At 40.2% G+C, this 15785-nt stretch carries 14 protein-coding genes; 11 read left to right on the forward strand and 3 right to left on the reverse strand.

All coding sequences use genetic code 11. From position 1 onward, the window contains the following. The 6 genes from BHECKSOX2_RS02325 to rnr all read left to right on the forward strand — a co-directional run. A partial coding sequence (locus tag BHECKSOX2_RS02325) for an inverse autotransporter beta domain-containing protein (RefSeq protein WP_180323621.1) occupies positions 1-2601 on the forward strand: 2601 nt, incomplete at its 5' end. A 274-nt stretch (positions 2602-2875) separates the two neighbouring features. Further along, complete coding sequence (hflK, locus tag BHECKSOX2_RS02330) at positions 2876-4027, forward strand: FtsH protease activity modulator HflK (protein ID WP_139682293.1); 1152 nt, start codon at positions 2876-2878, stop codon at positions 4025-4027. Continuing rightward, positions 4027-4890 (forward strand): protease modulator HflC, encoded by an 864-nt coding sequence (gene hflC / locus BHECKSOX2_RS02335; RefSeq protein ID WP_139682294.1) that lies wholly within the window; start codon positions 4027-4029, stop codon positions 4888-4890. Before hflK ends, hflC begins: the two co-directional genes overlap by 1 nt. 6 nt (positions 4891-4896) lie before the next feature. Continuing rightward, on the forward strand, positions 4897-5844 hold the full coding sequence (locus BHECKSOX2_RS02340) for an ATP phosphoribosyltransferase regulatory subunit (protein ID WP_139682295.1): 948 nt from the start codon (positions 4897-4899) through the stop codon (positions 5842-5844). A gap of 13 nt (positions 5845-5857) precedes the next feature. Further along, entirely contained in the window at positions 5858-7177 is a 1320-nt protein-coding gene (locus BHECKSOX2_RS02345) for an adenylosuccinate synthase (protein ID WP_139682296.1), read from the forward strand. A gap of 25 nt (positions 7178-7202) precedes the next feature. Further along, on the forward strand, positions 7203-9320 hold the full coding sequence (rnr, locus tag BHECKSOX2_RS02350) for a ribonuclease R (RefSeq protein WP_139682297.1): 2118 nt from the start codon (positions 7203-7205) through the stop codon (positions 9318-9320). Between the two features lie 170 nt (positions 9321-9490). On the opposite strand, the gene ilvD is transcribed toward rnr, so the two are convergent. Beyond that, positions 9491-11155: a dihydroxy-acid dehydratase gene (gene ilvD / locus BHECKSOX2_RS02355; protein WP_139682298.1), complete on the reverse strand. Its 1665-nt coding sequence runs from the start codon at positions 11153-11155 to the stop codon at positions 9491-9493. A gap of 78 nt (positions 11156-11233) precedes the next feature. Here ilvD and BHECKSOX2_RS02360 point away from each other — a divergent pair, with 78 nt between their 5' ends. Both BHECKSOX2_RS02360 and rnt read left to right on the forward strand, forming a co-directional pair. After that, entirely contained in the window at positions 11234-11671 is a 438-nt protein-coding gene (locus BHECKSOX2_RS02360) for a GNAT family N-acetyltransferase (protein ID WP_139682299.1), read from the forward strand. After that, entirely contained in the window at positions 11671-12261 is a 591-nt protein-coding gene (gene rnt / locus BHECKSOX2_RS02365; RefSeq protein WP_139682300.1) for a ribonuclease T, read from the forward strand. Before BHECKSOX2_RS02360 ends, rnt begins: the two co-directional genes overlap by 1 nt. Positions 12262-12314: 53 nt before the next feature. On the opposite strand, the gene BHECKSOX2_RS02370 is transcribed toward rnt, so the two are convergent. Beyond that, a complete protein-coding gene (locus tag BHECKSOX2_RS02370; RefSeq protein ID WP_342589266.1) occupies positions 12315-12977 on the reverse strand; it encodes a lysophospholipid acyltransferase family protein in 663 nt (220 codons plus the stop codon). 102 nt (positions 12978-13079) lie between these two features. Between BHECKSOX2_RS02370 and BHECKSOX2_RS02375 the strand changes: the two genes are divergently transcribed. Genes BHECKSOX2_RS02375 through BHECKSOX2_RS02385 form a run of 3 tightly spaced genes read left to right on the forward strand, consistent with a single transcriptional unit; the run spans position 13080 to position 15564 of the window. Then, on the forward strand, positions 13080-13715 hold the full coding sequence (locus tag BHECKSOX2_RS02375) for an HAD family hydrolase (RefSeq protein ID WP_139682302.1): 636 nt from the start codon (positions 13080-13082) through the stop codon (positions 13713-13715). After that, positions 13715-14815 (forward strand): DNA recombination protein RmuC, encoded by a 1101-nt coding sequence (locus BHECKSOX2_RS02380; protein WP_180323622.1) that lies wholly within the window; start codon positions 13715-13717, stop codon positions 14813-14815. The genes BHECKSOX2_RS02375 and BHECKSOX2_RS02380 overlap by 1 nt, the downstream gene beginning before the upstream one ends. After that, complete coding sequence (locus BHECKSOX2_RS02385; RefSeq protein WP_090714895.1) at positions 14812-15564, forward strand: YciK family oxidoreductase; 753 nt, start codon at positions 14812-14814, stop codon at positions 15562-15564. The genes BHECKSOX2_RS02380 and BHECKSOX2_RS02385 overlap by 4 nt, the downstream gene beginning before the upstream one ends. On the opposite strand, the gene BHECKSOX2_RS10570 is transcribed toward BHECKSOX2_RS02385, so the two are convergent. Beyond that, positions 15545-15781 (reverse strand): DUF3955 domain-containing protein, encoded by a 237-nt coding sequence (locus tag BHECKSOX2_RS10570; protein ID WP_139682303.1) that lies wholly within the window; start codon positions 15779-15781, stop codon positions 15545-15547. The genes BHECKSOX2_RS02385 and BHECKSOX2_RS10570 overlap by 20 nt on opposite strands. Between the last annotated feature and the right edge of the window lie 4 nt (positions 15782-15785).

Here is a 15785-nt window from a genome sequence, read left to right on the forward strand (position 1 = left end):
TCTTTTGGCAGGGGAAAAACAGAGATTTCTATTCGTAAAATCACCTCTAAAAAACCAGAATACAGCCTAAGAACCATTCAGCCACTAACCCAGCTTAATGATGATTCTACTGAATTTGCCTTTGTCCAAGCTCAACTTAACTCTGGTGAAAATTTTGGCAGCCGTAGAAGCACCCTTAATCTTGGTGTTGGTTACCGACAGATCTTAGAGCAAGGTCAATCTATTGCAGGGGTCAACCTGTTTGCTGATTATGAGTCTAAATCTAAGCACAAACGCGGTAGTGTTGGGTTAGAATACCAAAGAGCAAACTTCAACCTCAATGTTAATAGATACTTCCCGATTTCAGATAAGAAGGTCATTGGCGCTCACACCGAAGAAGCTTCATCAGGATATGATGTTAAATTCTTAGGTCAAGTTCCTTATCTACCTTGGGTAAAAGTTAAAGCCACTCGATATGTTTGGAACGGTGTTGCTTTGTCTGATGTCAAAGGCACCATTTTTGGTATAGAGGTGCAACTCTCTGACTCTGTTCGCATGGAGTTTGGTAGTGAAGATAACAACACAGTTGAGCGCAAAACTTACGCACGCTTCACAACCGCACTCCCACTTTCAAGCCACGAGTCAATGACAAACTTTAGCATTGGCAAAAAAGCCTTCCAAAATTCAGGTATTGTTAACTTAGGCGATCTTGAGTTTGTAGAAAGAAGCAATAAAATCCGCATTGAAAAACTCTTAAATGGCCTTCCTATTGTTTTGGGTGAATATAACGCACCTACCGAAGGGGCGAAATGTACATTATACAACAGCTCTGGTGTTGCCTTAGGCACTGCTTCCACAGGTGGTAATGGTCAAGTCAATTTGGTAGGTGTAATGAACATACCAGCAGGGCTTGTTACTATGACTTGCACAGGTGGTACTTACACGGATGAAGCCACGCAAACTAATATTTCAGCCCCAGCAGAGTTAAGAGCAGCAACAATTTATTCAGGCACAGGTTCATTAACAATACTTGCCTCACCTTTATCTGAAGTCGCTTATCAAATGGCCGATACTAATAATGGCGACAGAACGGTCATTGCCACAGACATTATGCAACTAAACACCGCTGTCGCCACTGCCTTTGGTGTTTTGAATGGTATTAATATTATTAGCACCATTCCAAGTAATGCCAACGCTGGACCGGTTGCTAATGATGATGCGGGTAAAGTTGGTGCTACACTTGCAATAATTTCACAAATGGCTGCAACCAGTGGCAAAACTGCAACTGAGGTTATTAGTGATCTAAAGGATGCTATAAAGAACAAGACTCTTTCCGCTGAACTCAGCAGTGCAATGAGTGCTTTTCAGAGGGGGGTTAGTGTAGCTGCTGGCAAAACTTCTATCAAAGGCAATGTTGATAATGTATTTGGCTTACTTGTGGATAGAGCTATTCTTAAAATCTCTCTTTACAACGGAGAGGGCGACCCAGTCCCTACAGTGCGAGATTACGAGGATATTGGTATTAATAGCGTTGCTGAAAAGAATATTAAAATAAAGAACCTTAGAATTGCAGCAGAAAAAGATCGAACAAAGAAAGACAGCATAAGCGAAATAAGGGATATTATCAGCTTCCAATCTAAAGCAAGCTTTAAGATTAATCTCATTGCTGTAGCAAGTGTTGCTGAGAAGGATGCATTTACAAGCCCAACCCCAACTTTAACTGGTGCCGATAGAGTGGGCGCCGTTACTTGGGCTTTCAGTACAAAAGGTGGAAGTGGCAAGGATGCAAGTATGTTCACTATTAGTGCTACAACGGGTGTTATCTCAATGAGTAAAAGAGACTATGAAAATCCATTAGATGAAGACATGAATAATGTTTATGAAGTAACGATTATTGCAACTGATTCTGATAAAAACACAGCCTCTAAAGACCTAAAAGTTACAGTCACTGATGTGCATGAATTTGTATCAGGAGAGTTCTCGTTTGACGGTGTAACATACAAAACGGTGCATTCACCTAATACTAACAGAGTATGGTTGGATAGAAATCTTGGAGCAAGCCAAGTAGCAAAGTCCAGAAGTGATCAAAAAAGTTATGGTGACCTTTATCAATGGGGGCGTGCCTATGATCAGCACGAGAAGAGAACTTCTGGCACATCATCCACGCAATTCACTAGTCTCGAGAACACGGGTGTTAATAACGGTCCATTTATTATTGGCCATTCTGATTGGACGAGTGCAGACTCAGCAGGTAAAGAGAGAGAGAAGTCTTGGGGTAAACCTGGGGGGGGTCTCTGCCCAGCACCCTTTAAAATACCCTCTATGGAAGAACTAGAGGCAGAGATGAAGGCTACGAATATTACTAATGCCGCCACGGCCTTCTCCAGCTTCTTGAAAATCCCATCTGCTGGCTACCGCGCTATGTCGTCTGGTGTTGTACATACCAACTCTAGCGTTCTCTTATGGACTCGTTCTCCTGTTCCTACTCCTTCTGCTGGTGACATTGAGGCTCACTATTTTATAGCCTCTAATACTGCTGCTAGTTTTCATACTATGAATCGTTCTTTTGGTCTAAGCATTCGTTGCATTTCGATTAATGACCCAATTCCTCCATCAGATTAAGCAAACACACAAGGATGCTTTCATTAAAAAGACAGGTGCATTAAACAGAACAAAGCCACACCCGTTTTTTTTATTCGTTATTTTTTTAGGGTAGGTGTATGATTTTTAAATGATAATGAAAAATGATTTTGATAAACTGAGTCTTACGGGGAGGTATTTTTTCGCAAACATAGGTGGGCTAATAAACGGTGCCGTCTTTGCAATCTCTATCTTTGTAAGCACATATATAATGTAAAATAACTCAGATTTTGTAATGTAGACAAGGAATAGTTTAATGACTAATAATAAGAAAAACCCTTGGGGTGGCGATAATCAAACTCCGCCAGAGTTAGACGAGGTGATTAGGGATTTTAAAAACAAATTTGGTAATATTTTTGGCGGTGTGTCATCAAAGCCTGGTGCACCTATCGTATCAAAAACACCTATTTTCAAATACCTATTTATATTAGCTCTACTGGTTTGGCTTGGGTACGGTTTTTATATTATTGCCCCTGCTGAAAAAGGGGTGATATTGCGTTTTGGTGCCTTTCAAGAAGAAACTTCTCAAGGCCCACATTGGCACTTGCCGTATCCGATTGAGAGTCTAAATCGCATCAATGTTGAGGCTATTCAAGATATGCAAATTGGTTATAGAGATGCCGTTAAAAATCGTCGTGGTGGCAATGTATCCTCTGAATCGTTAATGTTAACCAAAGATGAAAATATGATTAACGCTAAGTTTGCTGTTCAATATAAGATTAATGATGCGCAGAAATATTTATTTAATGTTGCCAATCCTAAATTGACTTTACGCCAAGTAGTTGAAAGTGCTATTCGTCAGGTCGTTGGTAGAAATTCTATGGACTATATCTTGATTGAAGGTCGCGTAGCAATTGCCGATAGTATTAAGGAAAAATCCCAAGAATTGCTTGATGTTTACGCAGTAGGTTTGTTAATTACAACCATTAACATGCAAGATGTGCAACCGCCGGAGCCAGTGCAAGCGGCATTTTATGATGCGGTAAAGGCGCGTGAAGACAAACAACGCTTGATTAATGAAGCGCAAACTTACGCCAATGATATTTTGCCGAAATCTCGCGGTAGAGCCGCGCGTATACTTGAAGAAGCAAGGGGTTACAAATCAAAAGTTGTTTCCAAATCTGAAGGTGAAGCTGCGCGTTTTAAGAAAATTTTAACCGAGTATCAAAAAGCCCCTGGCGTAACTAGAGAGCGCTTATATCGTGAAACAATGGAAAATGTGCTTGCAAATACCAGCAAGGTGGTGGTTGATTCAAAGGCTAACAATATGATGGTTTTACCGATTGACAAATTATTAGACAATAAGGCGGCGCACACTAATAAAATCGTTATTCAAGGGTCGCAGTCACAACAAGTCAAACAGGATGGTAGTATTAGAAATGTTTTCCGTAATAGAGAGGTTAGATAATGAAAAAACTTGCAATTGTATTTTTGGTCATTGTTTTTTTCGTTGGTATTTCGGCGTTATATACAGTTAGTGAAACACAAACAGCGATTAAATTACGCTTAGGTCAAATCATCACTGTTGAGCAGGAGCCAGGACTCAAATTTAAAATCCCACTTTTCAACAATGTGGTGAAGTTTGACAATCGTATTCAAACATTAGACTCACCTGCAGAGCGTTTTTTAACGGGTGAAAAGAAAAATGTCAATGTTGATTATTATGTGAAATGGCGCATTATTGATGCTAAGCAGTTTTACATATCAACTAACGGCAATATGGCAAGAACCAACAGCCGTTTGGCACAAATCATCAAAACAGGCCTTAAAAGTGAATTTTCTAAGCGCACTATTGCCGATGTGGTTTTTGGTGAGCGTAGCGAGATTATGGTAAATATCAAACAATTGGCAAAGAAAGATATTAGTGAGTTCGGTATTGAAATTATTGATGTGCGTATCAAGCGTATTGATTTATCAGAAGAAGTGTTAAATTCTGTTTATCGTCGTATGCAAGCAGAGCGTCATCGTGTTGCTAAGGAGTTTAGGTCAAAGGGTGCAGAAGAGGCAGAAATCATCCGCGCAGCAGCAGACAAAGAACGCACGATTATTTTAGCGAATGCTTACCGAGATTCTGAGAAAATTCGCGGTGAAGGTGACGCTGTTTCTGCAAATAATTACGCAAAAGCTTACAATAAAGATGCGAAGTTTTATTCATTCTACCGCTCATTGGAATCTTATAAGAAGTCATTCTCAGGTCGAAATGATATTATGGTACTGAATCCAAATACTGAATTTTTCCGCCATTTTAATCCAGCAATAAACATAAAATAATCAATCATGAACACTTGGCAACTCCCCGAAGGGGTTGATGAATTGACTGGCGATAGAGCGCTAGTGTTTGAGCGTGTGCGTCGCCAACTTATTGATTTATATACTGATAAGGGCTTTGGACTGGTTATTCCACCCATGGTAGAAAATATTGAGTCTTTGTTGTTGACTAGTGAATCAGTTAATAAGAAGACTTTTAAATTTCTAGACCCTAGTAGTGGCAAGATGCTAGGTGTACATGCCGATATCACCCCGCAAATTGCACGCATTGACGCTAAGCAGGGCAGTGATAAAATTTCAAAGTATTGTTATGTGAATGCGATTTTGCAGACTAAGGCAGACGATTTTTATACATCGCGCTCACCGATTCAAGCAGGTGCAGAATTATATGGCTCTAACAGCATTGATGCTGATATTGAGGTAATTGTATTGATGCTTGAGAGCTTAAAGTTGCTTGCCATTGAGCCGATTGTGCTGAGCTTAGGAAATGTGGCTGTGTTTGACGCTTTAATTGCACAAGAGGCATTAAATGATGAGCAAATACCAGCACTCAGACAAATCTTTGTCAAACGCTCGGCACCAGACTTGGCAGTATTTTTAAGTAACAATACACTTAAAAACGCGGATAAATTTAGTGCATTAATGAAACTAGAAGGCGATGCCAGCGTACTGGACGAAGCCTTGACTCTATTTAAGGATATACCTAAGGCAAAAGCAGCCGTCCAAGATTTGGTACAAATTAACGCAAACTTGAGTACAGCAGGTGTTGAAATCGTGATTGACCTTGGTGAACTTAAGGCTTATGAGTATCACACAGGCGTTGTGTTTTGTGCTTATAATGAAAACTATTCCAAGGCTTTGGCACAAGGCGGTCGTTACAATGGTTTAAGTGCGTCGTTCGGGCGTCCAAGAGCGGCAACAGGGTTTTCATTTGATTTAAAATTTTTAACACATTAAGGGTTAAGCAAGTATGTCAAAAAATGTAGTCATCATTGGCACCCAGTGGGGTGATGAGGGTAAAGGTAAAGTGGTTGATTTGATTACCGATAAAGTATCCAGCGTGGTGCGTTTTCAAGGCGGACACAATGCAGGACACACCTTGGTTATTGATGGTAACAAAACCGTGTTACATCTTATTCCATCAGGTATTTTGCGCCAAGAAGTTAAATGCTTGATTGGTCACGGTGTGGTGTTGTCAATGTCTGCACTGATTAAAGAATTAGGTGAGCTGGATACTGCAGGTGTTGGTGCGCATTCGCGTTTAAAAATATCACCAGCGTGTCCGCTGATTATGCCTTACCATGTGGCGCTTGACAATGCGCGTGAGCTTAAGCGTGGCAAAGCTGCTATTGGCACTACAGGTAATGGCATTGGCCCTGCGTATGAAGATAAAGTGGCGCGTCGTGGATTGCGCGTTGGCGACCTATTAGATGCCAATGCCTTTGCTGAGAAACTTAAAGAGGTGATGGAATACCATAACTTCTCATTAACGCACTATTATGGCGTTGAAGCATTGGATTATGATGAGGTTTTAGTAGAAGCATTAGAACACGCAAAAGTTGTGATTCCGATGATTGCCGATGTTACGCAGCAAATTCATCAACATATTGCCAACAATGAAAATATCTTGTTTGAAGGCGCACAAGGTGCATTGCTTGATATTGACCAAGGTACTTACCCATTTGTAACTTCATCAAACACCACTTCAGGGGGTGCGGTAACAGGCTCAGGTGTGGGTGTAACAGACATTGATTATGTGCTGGGTATCGTTAAAGCTTATACCACCCGTGTTGGCGGTGGACCATTCCCAACAGAATTGGTTTATAATGTTGAAACTGATAAGGGTGATACTATTGGTAAGACATTAGGCACTGTAGGCTGTGAGTTTGGCGCTACCACAGGTCGTCAGCGTCGTTGTGGCTGGTTAGATATGGTGACCCTTAAGCGTTCGTTTAATCTCAACGCAGTGACAGGCATCTGCCTGACCAAATTAGATGTTTTAGATTCTTTAGAGTGTATTAAAATTTGCGTGGCTTATGAACTGAATGGCAAAGAAGTAACTACACCACCGTATGATGCGCAAGGCTATGCTGATGCCAAGCCTATCTATATTGAAATGCCTGGTTGGAAGGCTTCTACCATTGGCACAGATTCATTTGACAACTTACCACAACAAGCACAAGACTACATTCGCAAGATTGAAGAGCTTTCAAACTTGCCTGTAGATATTTTATCCACAGGTCCAGACCGAGATGAAACACTAATACTAAACCATCCATTTGACGAATAACTAATTAACTAATAAAGGCTTTATTATGAGCGACCCGCACCAAAACAGAGAATCAAAGAAATACGACAATCCAATCCCTTCAAGAGAATACATCCTTGAACATGTAGCCAAACAAGCAGTAACAACCTACGATTTATACGACTTACTTGAAGTTAAGGGTAAGCAGAAAAAGCCTTTAACACACCGCCTTAGAGCGATGGTACGCGATAAGCAACTGAGTTGTAATCGTGAGGGTGAATACAGTATTTTTAATGTTGAAAAAGATGTTATGATTGGCACGATTAGTGCGCATCCAAGAGGTTTTGGCTTTGTAATGCTAGATGAAGGCGGTAAGGATTTGCGTCTTTCTGCGCATCAGATGAAATTGGTTTTTCATGGCGATAGAGTTAAAGCACGAATGCTTGATGAGCGTGGTGATTCTGAGGTTGTTGAAGTGCTTGAGAGTCTTAAAAGCGTTGTAGGTCGTCTACATTTTGGCTCTGAAGGTGGCGCTTATGTGGTGGTTGATGACAAGCGAATTTGCAATAACATTGATATTCCTAAGACTAGCAACGAGAATACTGAGCAGCAAATTGTTGTTGTTGAGATTACGCAAGCACCAACCTTTAAAACGCCTGCACAAGGCAAAATTACCCAAATTTTAGGCGACTATATGGATGAAGGCGTTGAAACTGAGGCGGCACTTTACCGTAATGGTATTCCAGTGGATTTCTCAGAAGAAACTCTAGCCCAAACTAAGCAACTACCAACAGAAGTGAGCGCGCAAGACAAAATAGGGCGTATTGATATTACCAATATGAAGTTGGTTACTATCGATGGTGAAGATTCTCGTGACTTTGATGATGCAGTATTCGCTGAGTCTACAAATAACGGCTGGAAACTGGTAGTGTCCATTGCTGATGTATCGTACTATGTAGAAGAAGGCACAGCACTTGATATAGATGCGGTGCAGCGCGGTAATTCGGTTTATTTCCCGCGTCGTGTGGTACCAATGCTGCCTGAAGAGCTTTCAAATGGCCTATGCTCAATTAACCCTGATGTAGAGCGCCTATGTATGACTTGTGAGATGAATATTGATGCAGAGGGTAATTTGCTTGATTATAAGTTTTATCCAGCAGTTATGTTTTCACACGCTCGTTTGACTTATACCAAGGTTGGTAAAATTTTAGAAGAACACGACAGCGAGTTAACGCAGCAATATTCAGGTGTTATGGATAATTTAAATGCCTTGTATGATCTATATAAGGTTTTAAAAGGTGCTAGAACCAAACGCGGTGTTATGGACTTTGACCGTATTGAGACGCAAGTTTTGTTTGATGATAATGGCAAAATTGATAATATTGTGGCAACTTCTCGCAACGATGCACACAAACTCATTGAAGAATGTATGCTGATGGCAAATCAAGCCACAGCGAAGTTCTTAGCTGAGAATGATGAAGATTTCTTATACCGTATTCACCCTAAGCCAACCGCAGAGAAGGTTGAGCTAACGCGTCAATTTTTAACTGCAGTCGGTTTAACCTTGGAGGGTGGTGTGCAACCAGAATCCAAGCATTTCGCTAAAGTGTTAGAAGATGCCAAAGGCAGAGATGATGAAAACATCATTAAAACTGTGGTTTTACGCACCATGAAGCAAGCTGTCTATACACCTGCTAATGAAGGTCACTTTGGCTTAGCGTTCGATGATTACACCCACTTTACTTCACCAATCAGACGCTATCCTGATTTGCTCGTACATCGCGCAATCAACCGTGTGCTCAATAAAAGTACCAGAAAACCCAGTAAGGCAATGGTAGAGTTAGGCGTTGAATTATCAGCCACAGAGCGTAGAGCAAACGAAGCCACCCGAGATGTTGAGCAGTGGTTGAAATGTGAATATATGCGCGATAAAGTTGGCGAAACCTTTAGCGGTGTTATCTCTGGTATCGCTGCCTTTGGTATCTTTATTGAGCTCACTGACATCTATACCGAAGGCATGATTTCTATTCGTGATATGAAAGATGATTATTACAATTTTGATGAAATTCACCATCAACTCAAAGGTCAACGAGGCGGCAAAGTCTTCCGTTTGGGTGACACCATCAAGATACAGGTCGCTTCGGTTAATTTAGATGATAGGCAAATGGTGTTTATACCCGCTTAAATTACCTCGTCTTTTTCCTTTTTACGGTGTTGAATTTCAAAAAATATTCAGTCGCATGGCTCTGCCTATGTTTCTGTATATTTTTCAAAATTCGCCTTACCGGCTACTTGTAGTTTATGCCTTTTGTAAAAAATAGCGAGCCTGGTTAATATTTTTAGCAAACATATCTATCAGTCGGTTACTGCACCCTCAGAAGCAGACTTGGTCAGTTTGGCAAACTTGGCCAGCACACCTTTGGTATAGTTGGGTTTTGGCTGTGTCCAGTTAGATAAGCGTTCATCAATGATGGACTTTTCAACGATGAGCTCTAAGACATTATTTTCAGCGTCAATCAAAATTTCATCGCCATCTTCAACCACGGCTAATACGCCGCCTTTAAAGGCTTCTGGGGTGATATGTCCAACCACGAAACCATGAGTGCCTCCCGAGAAACGACCGTCGGTAATTAGGGCTACTTTACCACCCAAACCTTTACCCATTACCGCAGAAGTTGGGGCAAGCATTTCACGCATACCAGGACCACCTACAGGACCTTCATAACGAATAACAATAACATCGCCTGCTTGGATTTTTTCGTTTAGGATGGCCTCTAATGCTTCTTCTTCACGACCAAAACATTTTGCGCTACCTCTAAAGCTCAAGCCTTCTTTGCCTGTGATTTTCGCTACTGCACCCTCTTGTGCTAAGTTGCCACGCAAGATACGCAGATGTGAGTCTTTTTTGATTGGATTGTCTAAAGACTTGATGATTTCTTGTGAGTCAGCGTAAGGTGCAACATCTTTTAGGTTTTGTGCCATTGTTTTGCCAGTCACTGTCATGCAGTTGCCGTGTAATAGCCCTGCATCAAGCAGCATTTTCATCAAGGGTAGGGTGCCACCGATTTCAACCAATTCACTCATCATATACTTACCTGAAGGCTTAAGGTCGGCAATCACAGGCACATTAGCACCAATGCGAGTAAAGTCGTCAATCTTTAAGTCAACGCCAGTGGCGCTTGCCATAGCAATAAGATGTAAGACCGCATTGGTGGAGCCACCCAGTGTGATAATCACTGTAATTGCATTTTCGAAAGCTTGCATGGTCATAATATCGCTTGGCTTAATATCTTTTTCTAAAAGATTAAGTACCGCTTCGCCTGCACGCACGCAATCGTTATTTTTGTCCTCTGAGATGGCGTCTTGTGCGCTGGAGTTCGGCAAACTCATGCCTAAGGCTTCAATTGCTGATGCCATCGTATTGGCGGTATACATACCACCACAAGAGCCTGGACCAGGAATGGCAGTTTTTTCAATATTTTCCAGTTCAATCTCACTAATGGCATTGTTGGCAAATTGTCCTACTGCCTCAAACACACTAACAACATCAGTGTGTCCTTCACCTGGCTGAATAGTGCCACCATAAACAAAAATACTCGGACGATTAAGCCGTGCCAAGCCAATAATACAACCAGGCATATTCTTATCACAACCGCCAATTGCAACGATGCCATCAAAGCCTTGGCAACCTACAACTGTCTCAATAGAATCAGCAATTACCTCACGGGAAACCAAAGAATATTTCATGCCTTCAGAGCCCATAGAAATACCATCTGAAATGGTGATGGTATTAAAGATAACGCCTTTACCGCCAGCAGAATTAACGCCTTTTTCTGCTTCGTCAGCCAGTTTGTTAATGTGCATATTACAAGGTGTTACCATCGACCAAGTGGAGGCAATACCGACTTGTGGTTTGCTAAAGTCTTCCTTTTTAAAACCTACTGGATATAGCATGGCGCGACTTGCTGCGCGTTCATAACCATCAACAACCTGAGAAGAATATTTGCGTTTATTAGACATAAAAGTATTTCGTTTGCTATAAAGAGATAAATTTTAGACTAAAATGAAGTTTTTCTCTACCCCTAATAAATACACAAATTGAATACAGCGCAAAAAATCTTAGCATTGATCGCACCTTTCGTTAAAGAAGACAAGATTCTGCCAAGAACATACGCTCAAATCAACGACAATATTAATGATTTTGTCTTGCTGGAGCAATCTGGTGAGTTAGTGGCTTGTGTAGGTTTAAAAAACTCTCAAGAAGGCGGTATGGGCGAGATTTATGCTTTAGCAGTATCGGAAAAAGTACAAAACCAAGGAATTTCAACTAAACTCTTAAATAAAGTAATGCAAAAAGCACTTGCTGATAATTTTTCTAAAGTATTTGCATTGTCTAGACATAATGCACAGTGGTTTTTAAACCAAGGCTTTGTAAAAATGGAAATTAGTGAGCTGCCTAAGAATCGTCAAGCCTTGTTTGACCATCAGCGTAACTCATCTATCTTTTTTAAAATCGTCTCTAAAGAGAATTTGTAATGCAAATTAAAGACCGTATTCGAGGCTATTTACCTGTGGTGATTGATATTGAAACTGGAGGTTTTGACAATAAAACCGATGCTATGCTTGAGATTTGTGCGATAACGATTGGCATTAATGAGAATGGTATATTTTACCCAAAAGATATTTGTCACTTTCATATAGAGCCTTTTAAGGGTGCCAATCTTGAAGCGGCAGCGCTTAAATTCAATGGCATTGATGTGCATAATCCATTGCGTATGGCAGTGAGTGAAAAACAAGCATTGAATGAGATTTTTCAAACCGTTAGTGCTGAGGTAAAAACTCAAGAATGTACGCGTGCAATCTTAGTGGGGCACAACGCATTTTTTGACCTAGGGTTTTTAGTTGCGGCGAGCAACAGAACAAAGCTCAAAAATCCATTTCATCAATTTTCAACTATTGATACAGTAAGTCTTTCAGCCTTATATTACGGTGAAACAGTGCTTGCTAAAGCGATGCGTGTGGCGGGCATTGAATGGGAGGATGCCAATGCACATTCAGCGTTATATGACACGCAAAAAACAGCAGAATTATTCTGCAAAATCTTTAATGCGCAGCCCTATAGTTAATAGCCAGTGCTTAGCAAAATCCACAACATAGAATAAGTGTTTTTATTGAGTTTTTAGTATTTGACTGCCTGAGACTCAGTCCAATCTCGGATTTCCTTGGTTAGAGTTGTTGTAGATTTACCTTTAACACTAATAGGGCTTCCAATAACAACGGTAATGGTATTAGGATATTTAATAAAACTACCTTTAGGCCATGCTCTGCCTGCGTTATGATATACAGGTGAAATATCACAACCTGTTTTCTTAGCGATAGAAATACCACCTTTTTGGTATTCACCGAGTTCTCCATAAGGCTGACGCGTACCTTCAGGGAACACTACAACAAAAATCTTTTCATTAATTCTATCAGCACCTTGTTTGATTATTTTTTTTAGGGCTTTGAGTTTTTCGCCACGATTAATAACAATAGGCTTCAACATTGCCAACCCCCAACCAAATACTGGAATTAGTAATAACTCTCGCTTAAGCACCCAAGTCTGACGCGGAAAAACTTGTTGTAGGCCAATGCTTTCCCAAGTAGATTGATGATTAGAGACAATCACGCATGGTGTTGTAGGAATGTTTTCCCTACCAATGACTTTAAGCTTGATGTTTAGCGTTATGCGTAGCCACCATATACAAAACTTTGACCAATTTACCAATATGGCGTAGCGCGCTTTAATTGGAATAAAAAACAGTGCGAATGCGGTTGTTACCAGCAAACCTAAAACTATCATTGAACCTAAAAAGTAAAGTAAAGACCTTAAAAAAAGCATATTTGTTCAGTACAGAGTATGTAAGCGTTATAATTTATCAACTTAGAATTTTAATGATTTTTTATGACGCTTAGCACTATTCTTTTTGATTTAGATGGCACATTAATTAACACTGCCCCTGATCTTGCTTATGCACTCAATACTTTGCTGTTGGAAAATGGTGTGGAAGAAAAGCCGTATGAGGCGATCAAGCCTTTGGTGGCACATGGTGGAAAAGCTTTAGTGGCTATGGGTTTTGAGTGTAATGAGTCGCATCCTGAATTCACTAAAAGACATCAAAGACTACTGCAAATTTACACCGATAATATTGACAAATACGCGAAAACTTTTAAGGGCATTGATGATTTATTAAAACTGATTAAACAGCGCAAACTCTTGTGGGGTGTTGTCACCAACAAACCTGAAAATTTAAGCCATTTATTGTTGGGTAAATTGGGCATTAAGCCTGATGTAGTTGTGTGTGGCGACACACTAGAATATAACAAACCACATCCTGCGCCCTTACTTTATGCTTGTGCGCAACTCTGCGTTAGCCCAGTCTCGTGCTTGTTTGTTGGTGATGATGAAAATGATATGATCGCAGGTAAAAATGCAGGCATTAAAACGGTTGCAGTCACTTATGGCTATGGCAAGGTTGTGCAGGGTTGGAATTATGACTATCTTGTTGATTGCCCACAAGAAATACAGAGATTGATTTAATGCAAGAGTTATTATTAGGTTTATTTATAGGTGTATCTGCTGTGTTTTTTTGGCTTTTTAAGCTTAAAACCAAGAACACTGAATTAGAGATAAAGCTCAAAGAGCAAGAAAAGACTTTTAATACCACGCAACGCTCGCAAACGCAGATAAACGAAGCCTTTGAAAGGATTTCTGCCCAAGTTTTAAAAAAAGACAGCCTTGAACTCAGTGAAAAGAATGCAGATTTACTCAAGCCATTAAAAACACAAATTGAAGATTTTCGCAAAAAAATAGAAGGGCTTTCCATTGAGCAAGTTAAAGACAGAAGTTCACTTGAACAACAAATTAAAACCTTAACAGATGCACATAAGAATACACTTGAAGGCACGCAGAAACTCACTAACGCATTGACTTATGACAACAAACAGCAAGGTGACTGGGGGGAGATGATATTAGAGTCAATTTTGGAGGATTCTGGATTAAATAAAGGTGAGCAATACCATGTACAATCAACACTCAAAGATGAAAAAGGGAGGGTATTAAGACCTGATGTAATCGTGCATTTGCCTGATGATAAAGACATTATTATTGATTCCAAGGTCTCTCTTAAAAGTTATCAGGACTATGTCTCAGGCGATAGCACAGCAATTAGCGCACATATCAAATCTATTGATACCCATATTAAAAACATCTCATTAAAGTCATATGAAAACTTAGAAGGTGTAAATACACTGGATTATATTTTTGTATTTTTCCCGATTGAGGCATCTCTACTAGTAGCATTAGAGCAAAAACCTGATTTATTTAACGATGCACTAAAGAAAAATGTAGCATTGGTATCCCCTTCAACGCTGATGATGAGCCTAAAAACCGTTAATCATATTTGGAATACCGAACGGCAAAATAAAAACACCGAAGAGATTGTGCGCCAAGCAGGGGCGATGTATGATAAATTATCAGGCTTTGTGAAATCTATGGACGAGATAGAAAAGCAATTGGATAAAGCAAGAGACAGCTATAAAGATGCACGCATTAAACTCTCTACTGGTAAAGGCAATCTTATTGGTCGTGCGGAAAAATTAAAAGAACTGGGTGTGCAAAGTAAAAAGGAATTGAAATGAATATTAAAACCAATTATCAAATTACCAATGATGCGTTAAACGGTAAAACCATTTTAGTCACGGGTGCCAACCGTGGCTTCGGCAGGGCGATGACGCTAGACTTGGCCAAAGCAGGTGCGAGTGTGATTATGCTAGGGCGTGATTTAGGCTCATTAGAGGAGGTGTATGACGAAGTAGTGGATGCCAAATATCAAGAGCCAATTCTTTACCCGTTTGACTTAGAAGGCGCAACACCTGAACATTATGAGCAACTACAAAAAAATATTTTGGATAATTTCGGACGCCTTGATGGGCTGATTCACAATGCTAGTATTATTGGCACAATGATGCCAATTGAGCAATATGATATTAAACTGTGGTACGCCACTATGCAAATTAATATCAATGCGCCTTTTATGCTGACGCAATTTTTAATTCCTGCTTTGAATAAATCTGCTGATGCACGCATATTATTTTTATCCTCTTCAGTAGGGCGTAGTGCAAGAGCTTATTGGGGTGCCTATGGCGTGAGTAAATTTGCAATTGAAGGTTTAAGCCAAACCCTATCAGACGAATTGGAGAAAACCAATATTAAAGTCAATTCTCTAGACCCAGGGCGTATGAGGACTGAGATGAGAAGGGCTGCTTATCCTGCTGAAAATTCTGACAAAAATCCTTTGCCTGAGGATAAAAGCTCAGCGATTGTGTATTTAATGAGTGAAAAAACCAAGAAGCTAAATGGAGAGCAACTTACTTTATCCGACGCTTGATTAACATTAAAATCAACAACATTAAATAAACAACCAAACCAGCTACGCTTAGCACGAAAGAAAAAGCGCCAATCGGTGTCCATAGGGTTTCGTGTAACAGGCCTTGAGTGTCGACATATATCGGATAAAAAGTTCTTTGAATCAACATAGAGGCAACAGCCAAGAAGAAGAAAGATAAAGAAATCTTTAAAATTGTGTTTTTAAAAGACTTTTGCATAAAA

This window comes from thiotrophic endosymbiont of Bathymodiolus puteoserpentis (Logatchev), assembly GCF_900127505.1.
Lineage (GTDB): Bacteria > Pseudomonadota > Gammaproteobacteria > PS1 > Pseudothioglobaceae > Thiodubiliella.

What these genes read in the sequence shown, in the direction of transcription:
- hflK (WP_139682293.1), top strand. Translation starts at nt 2,876, where the DNA reads ATGACTAATAATAAGAAAAACCCTTGGGGTGGCGATAATCAAACTCCG.
- hflC (WP_139682294.1), top strand. Translation starts at nt 4,027, where the DNA reads ATGAAAAAACTTGCAATTGTATTTTTGGTCATTGTTTTTTTCGTTGGT.
- BHECKSOX2_RS02340 (WP_139682295.1), top strand. Translation starts at nt 4,897, where the DNA reads ATGAACACTTGGCAACTCCCCGAAGGGGTTGATGAATTGACTGGCGAT.
- BHECKSOX2_RS02345 (WP_139682296.1), top strand. Translation starts at nt 5,858, where the DNA reads ATGTCAAAAAATGTAGTCATCATTGGCACCCAGTGGGGTGATGAGGGT.
- rnr (WP_139682297.1), top strand. Translation starts at nt 7,203, where the DNA reads ATGAGCGACCCGCACCAAAACAGAGAATCAAAGAAATACGACAATCCA.
- ilvD (WP_139682298.1), bottom strand. Translation starts at nt 11,155, where the DNA reads ATGTCTAATAAACGCAAATATTCTTCTCAGGTTGTTGATGGTTATGAA.
- rnt (WP_139682300.1), top strand. Translation starts at nt 11,671, where the DNA reads ATGCAAATTAAAGACCGTATTCGAGGCTATTTACCTGTGGTGATTGAT.
- BHECKSOX2_RS02370 (WP_342589266.1), bottom strand. Translation starts at nt 12,977, where the DNA reads ATGATAGTTTTAGGTTTGCTGGTAACAACCGCATTCGCACTGTTTTTT.
- BHECKSOX2_RS02375 (WP_139682302.1), top strand. Translation starts at nt 13,080, where the DNA reads ATGACGCTTAGCACTATTCTTTTTGATTTAGATGGCACATTAATTAAC.
- BHECKSOX2_RS02380 (WP_180323622.1), top strand. Translation starts at nt 13,715, where the DNA reads ATGCAAGAGTTATTATTAGGTTTATTTATAGGTGTATCTGCTGTGTTT.
- BHECKSOX2_RS02385 (WP_090714895.1), top strand. Translation starts at nt 14,812, where the DNA reads ATGAATATTAAAACCAATTATCAAATTACCAATGATGCGTTAAACGGT.
- BHECKSOX2_RS10570 (WP_139682303.1), bottom strand. Translation starts at nt 15,781, where the DNA reads ATGCAAAAGTCTTTTAAAAACACAATTTTAAAGATTTCTTTATCTTTC.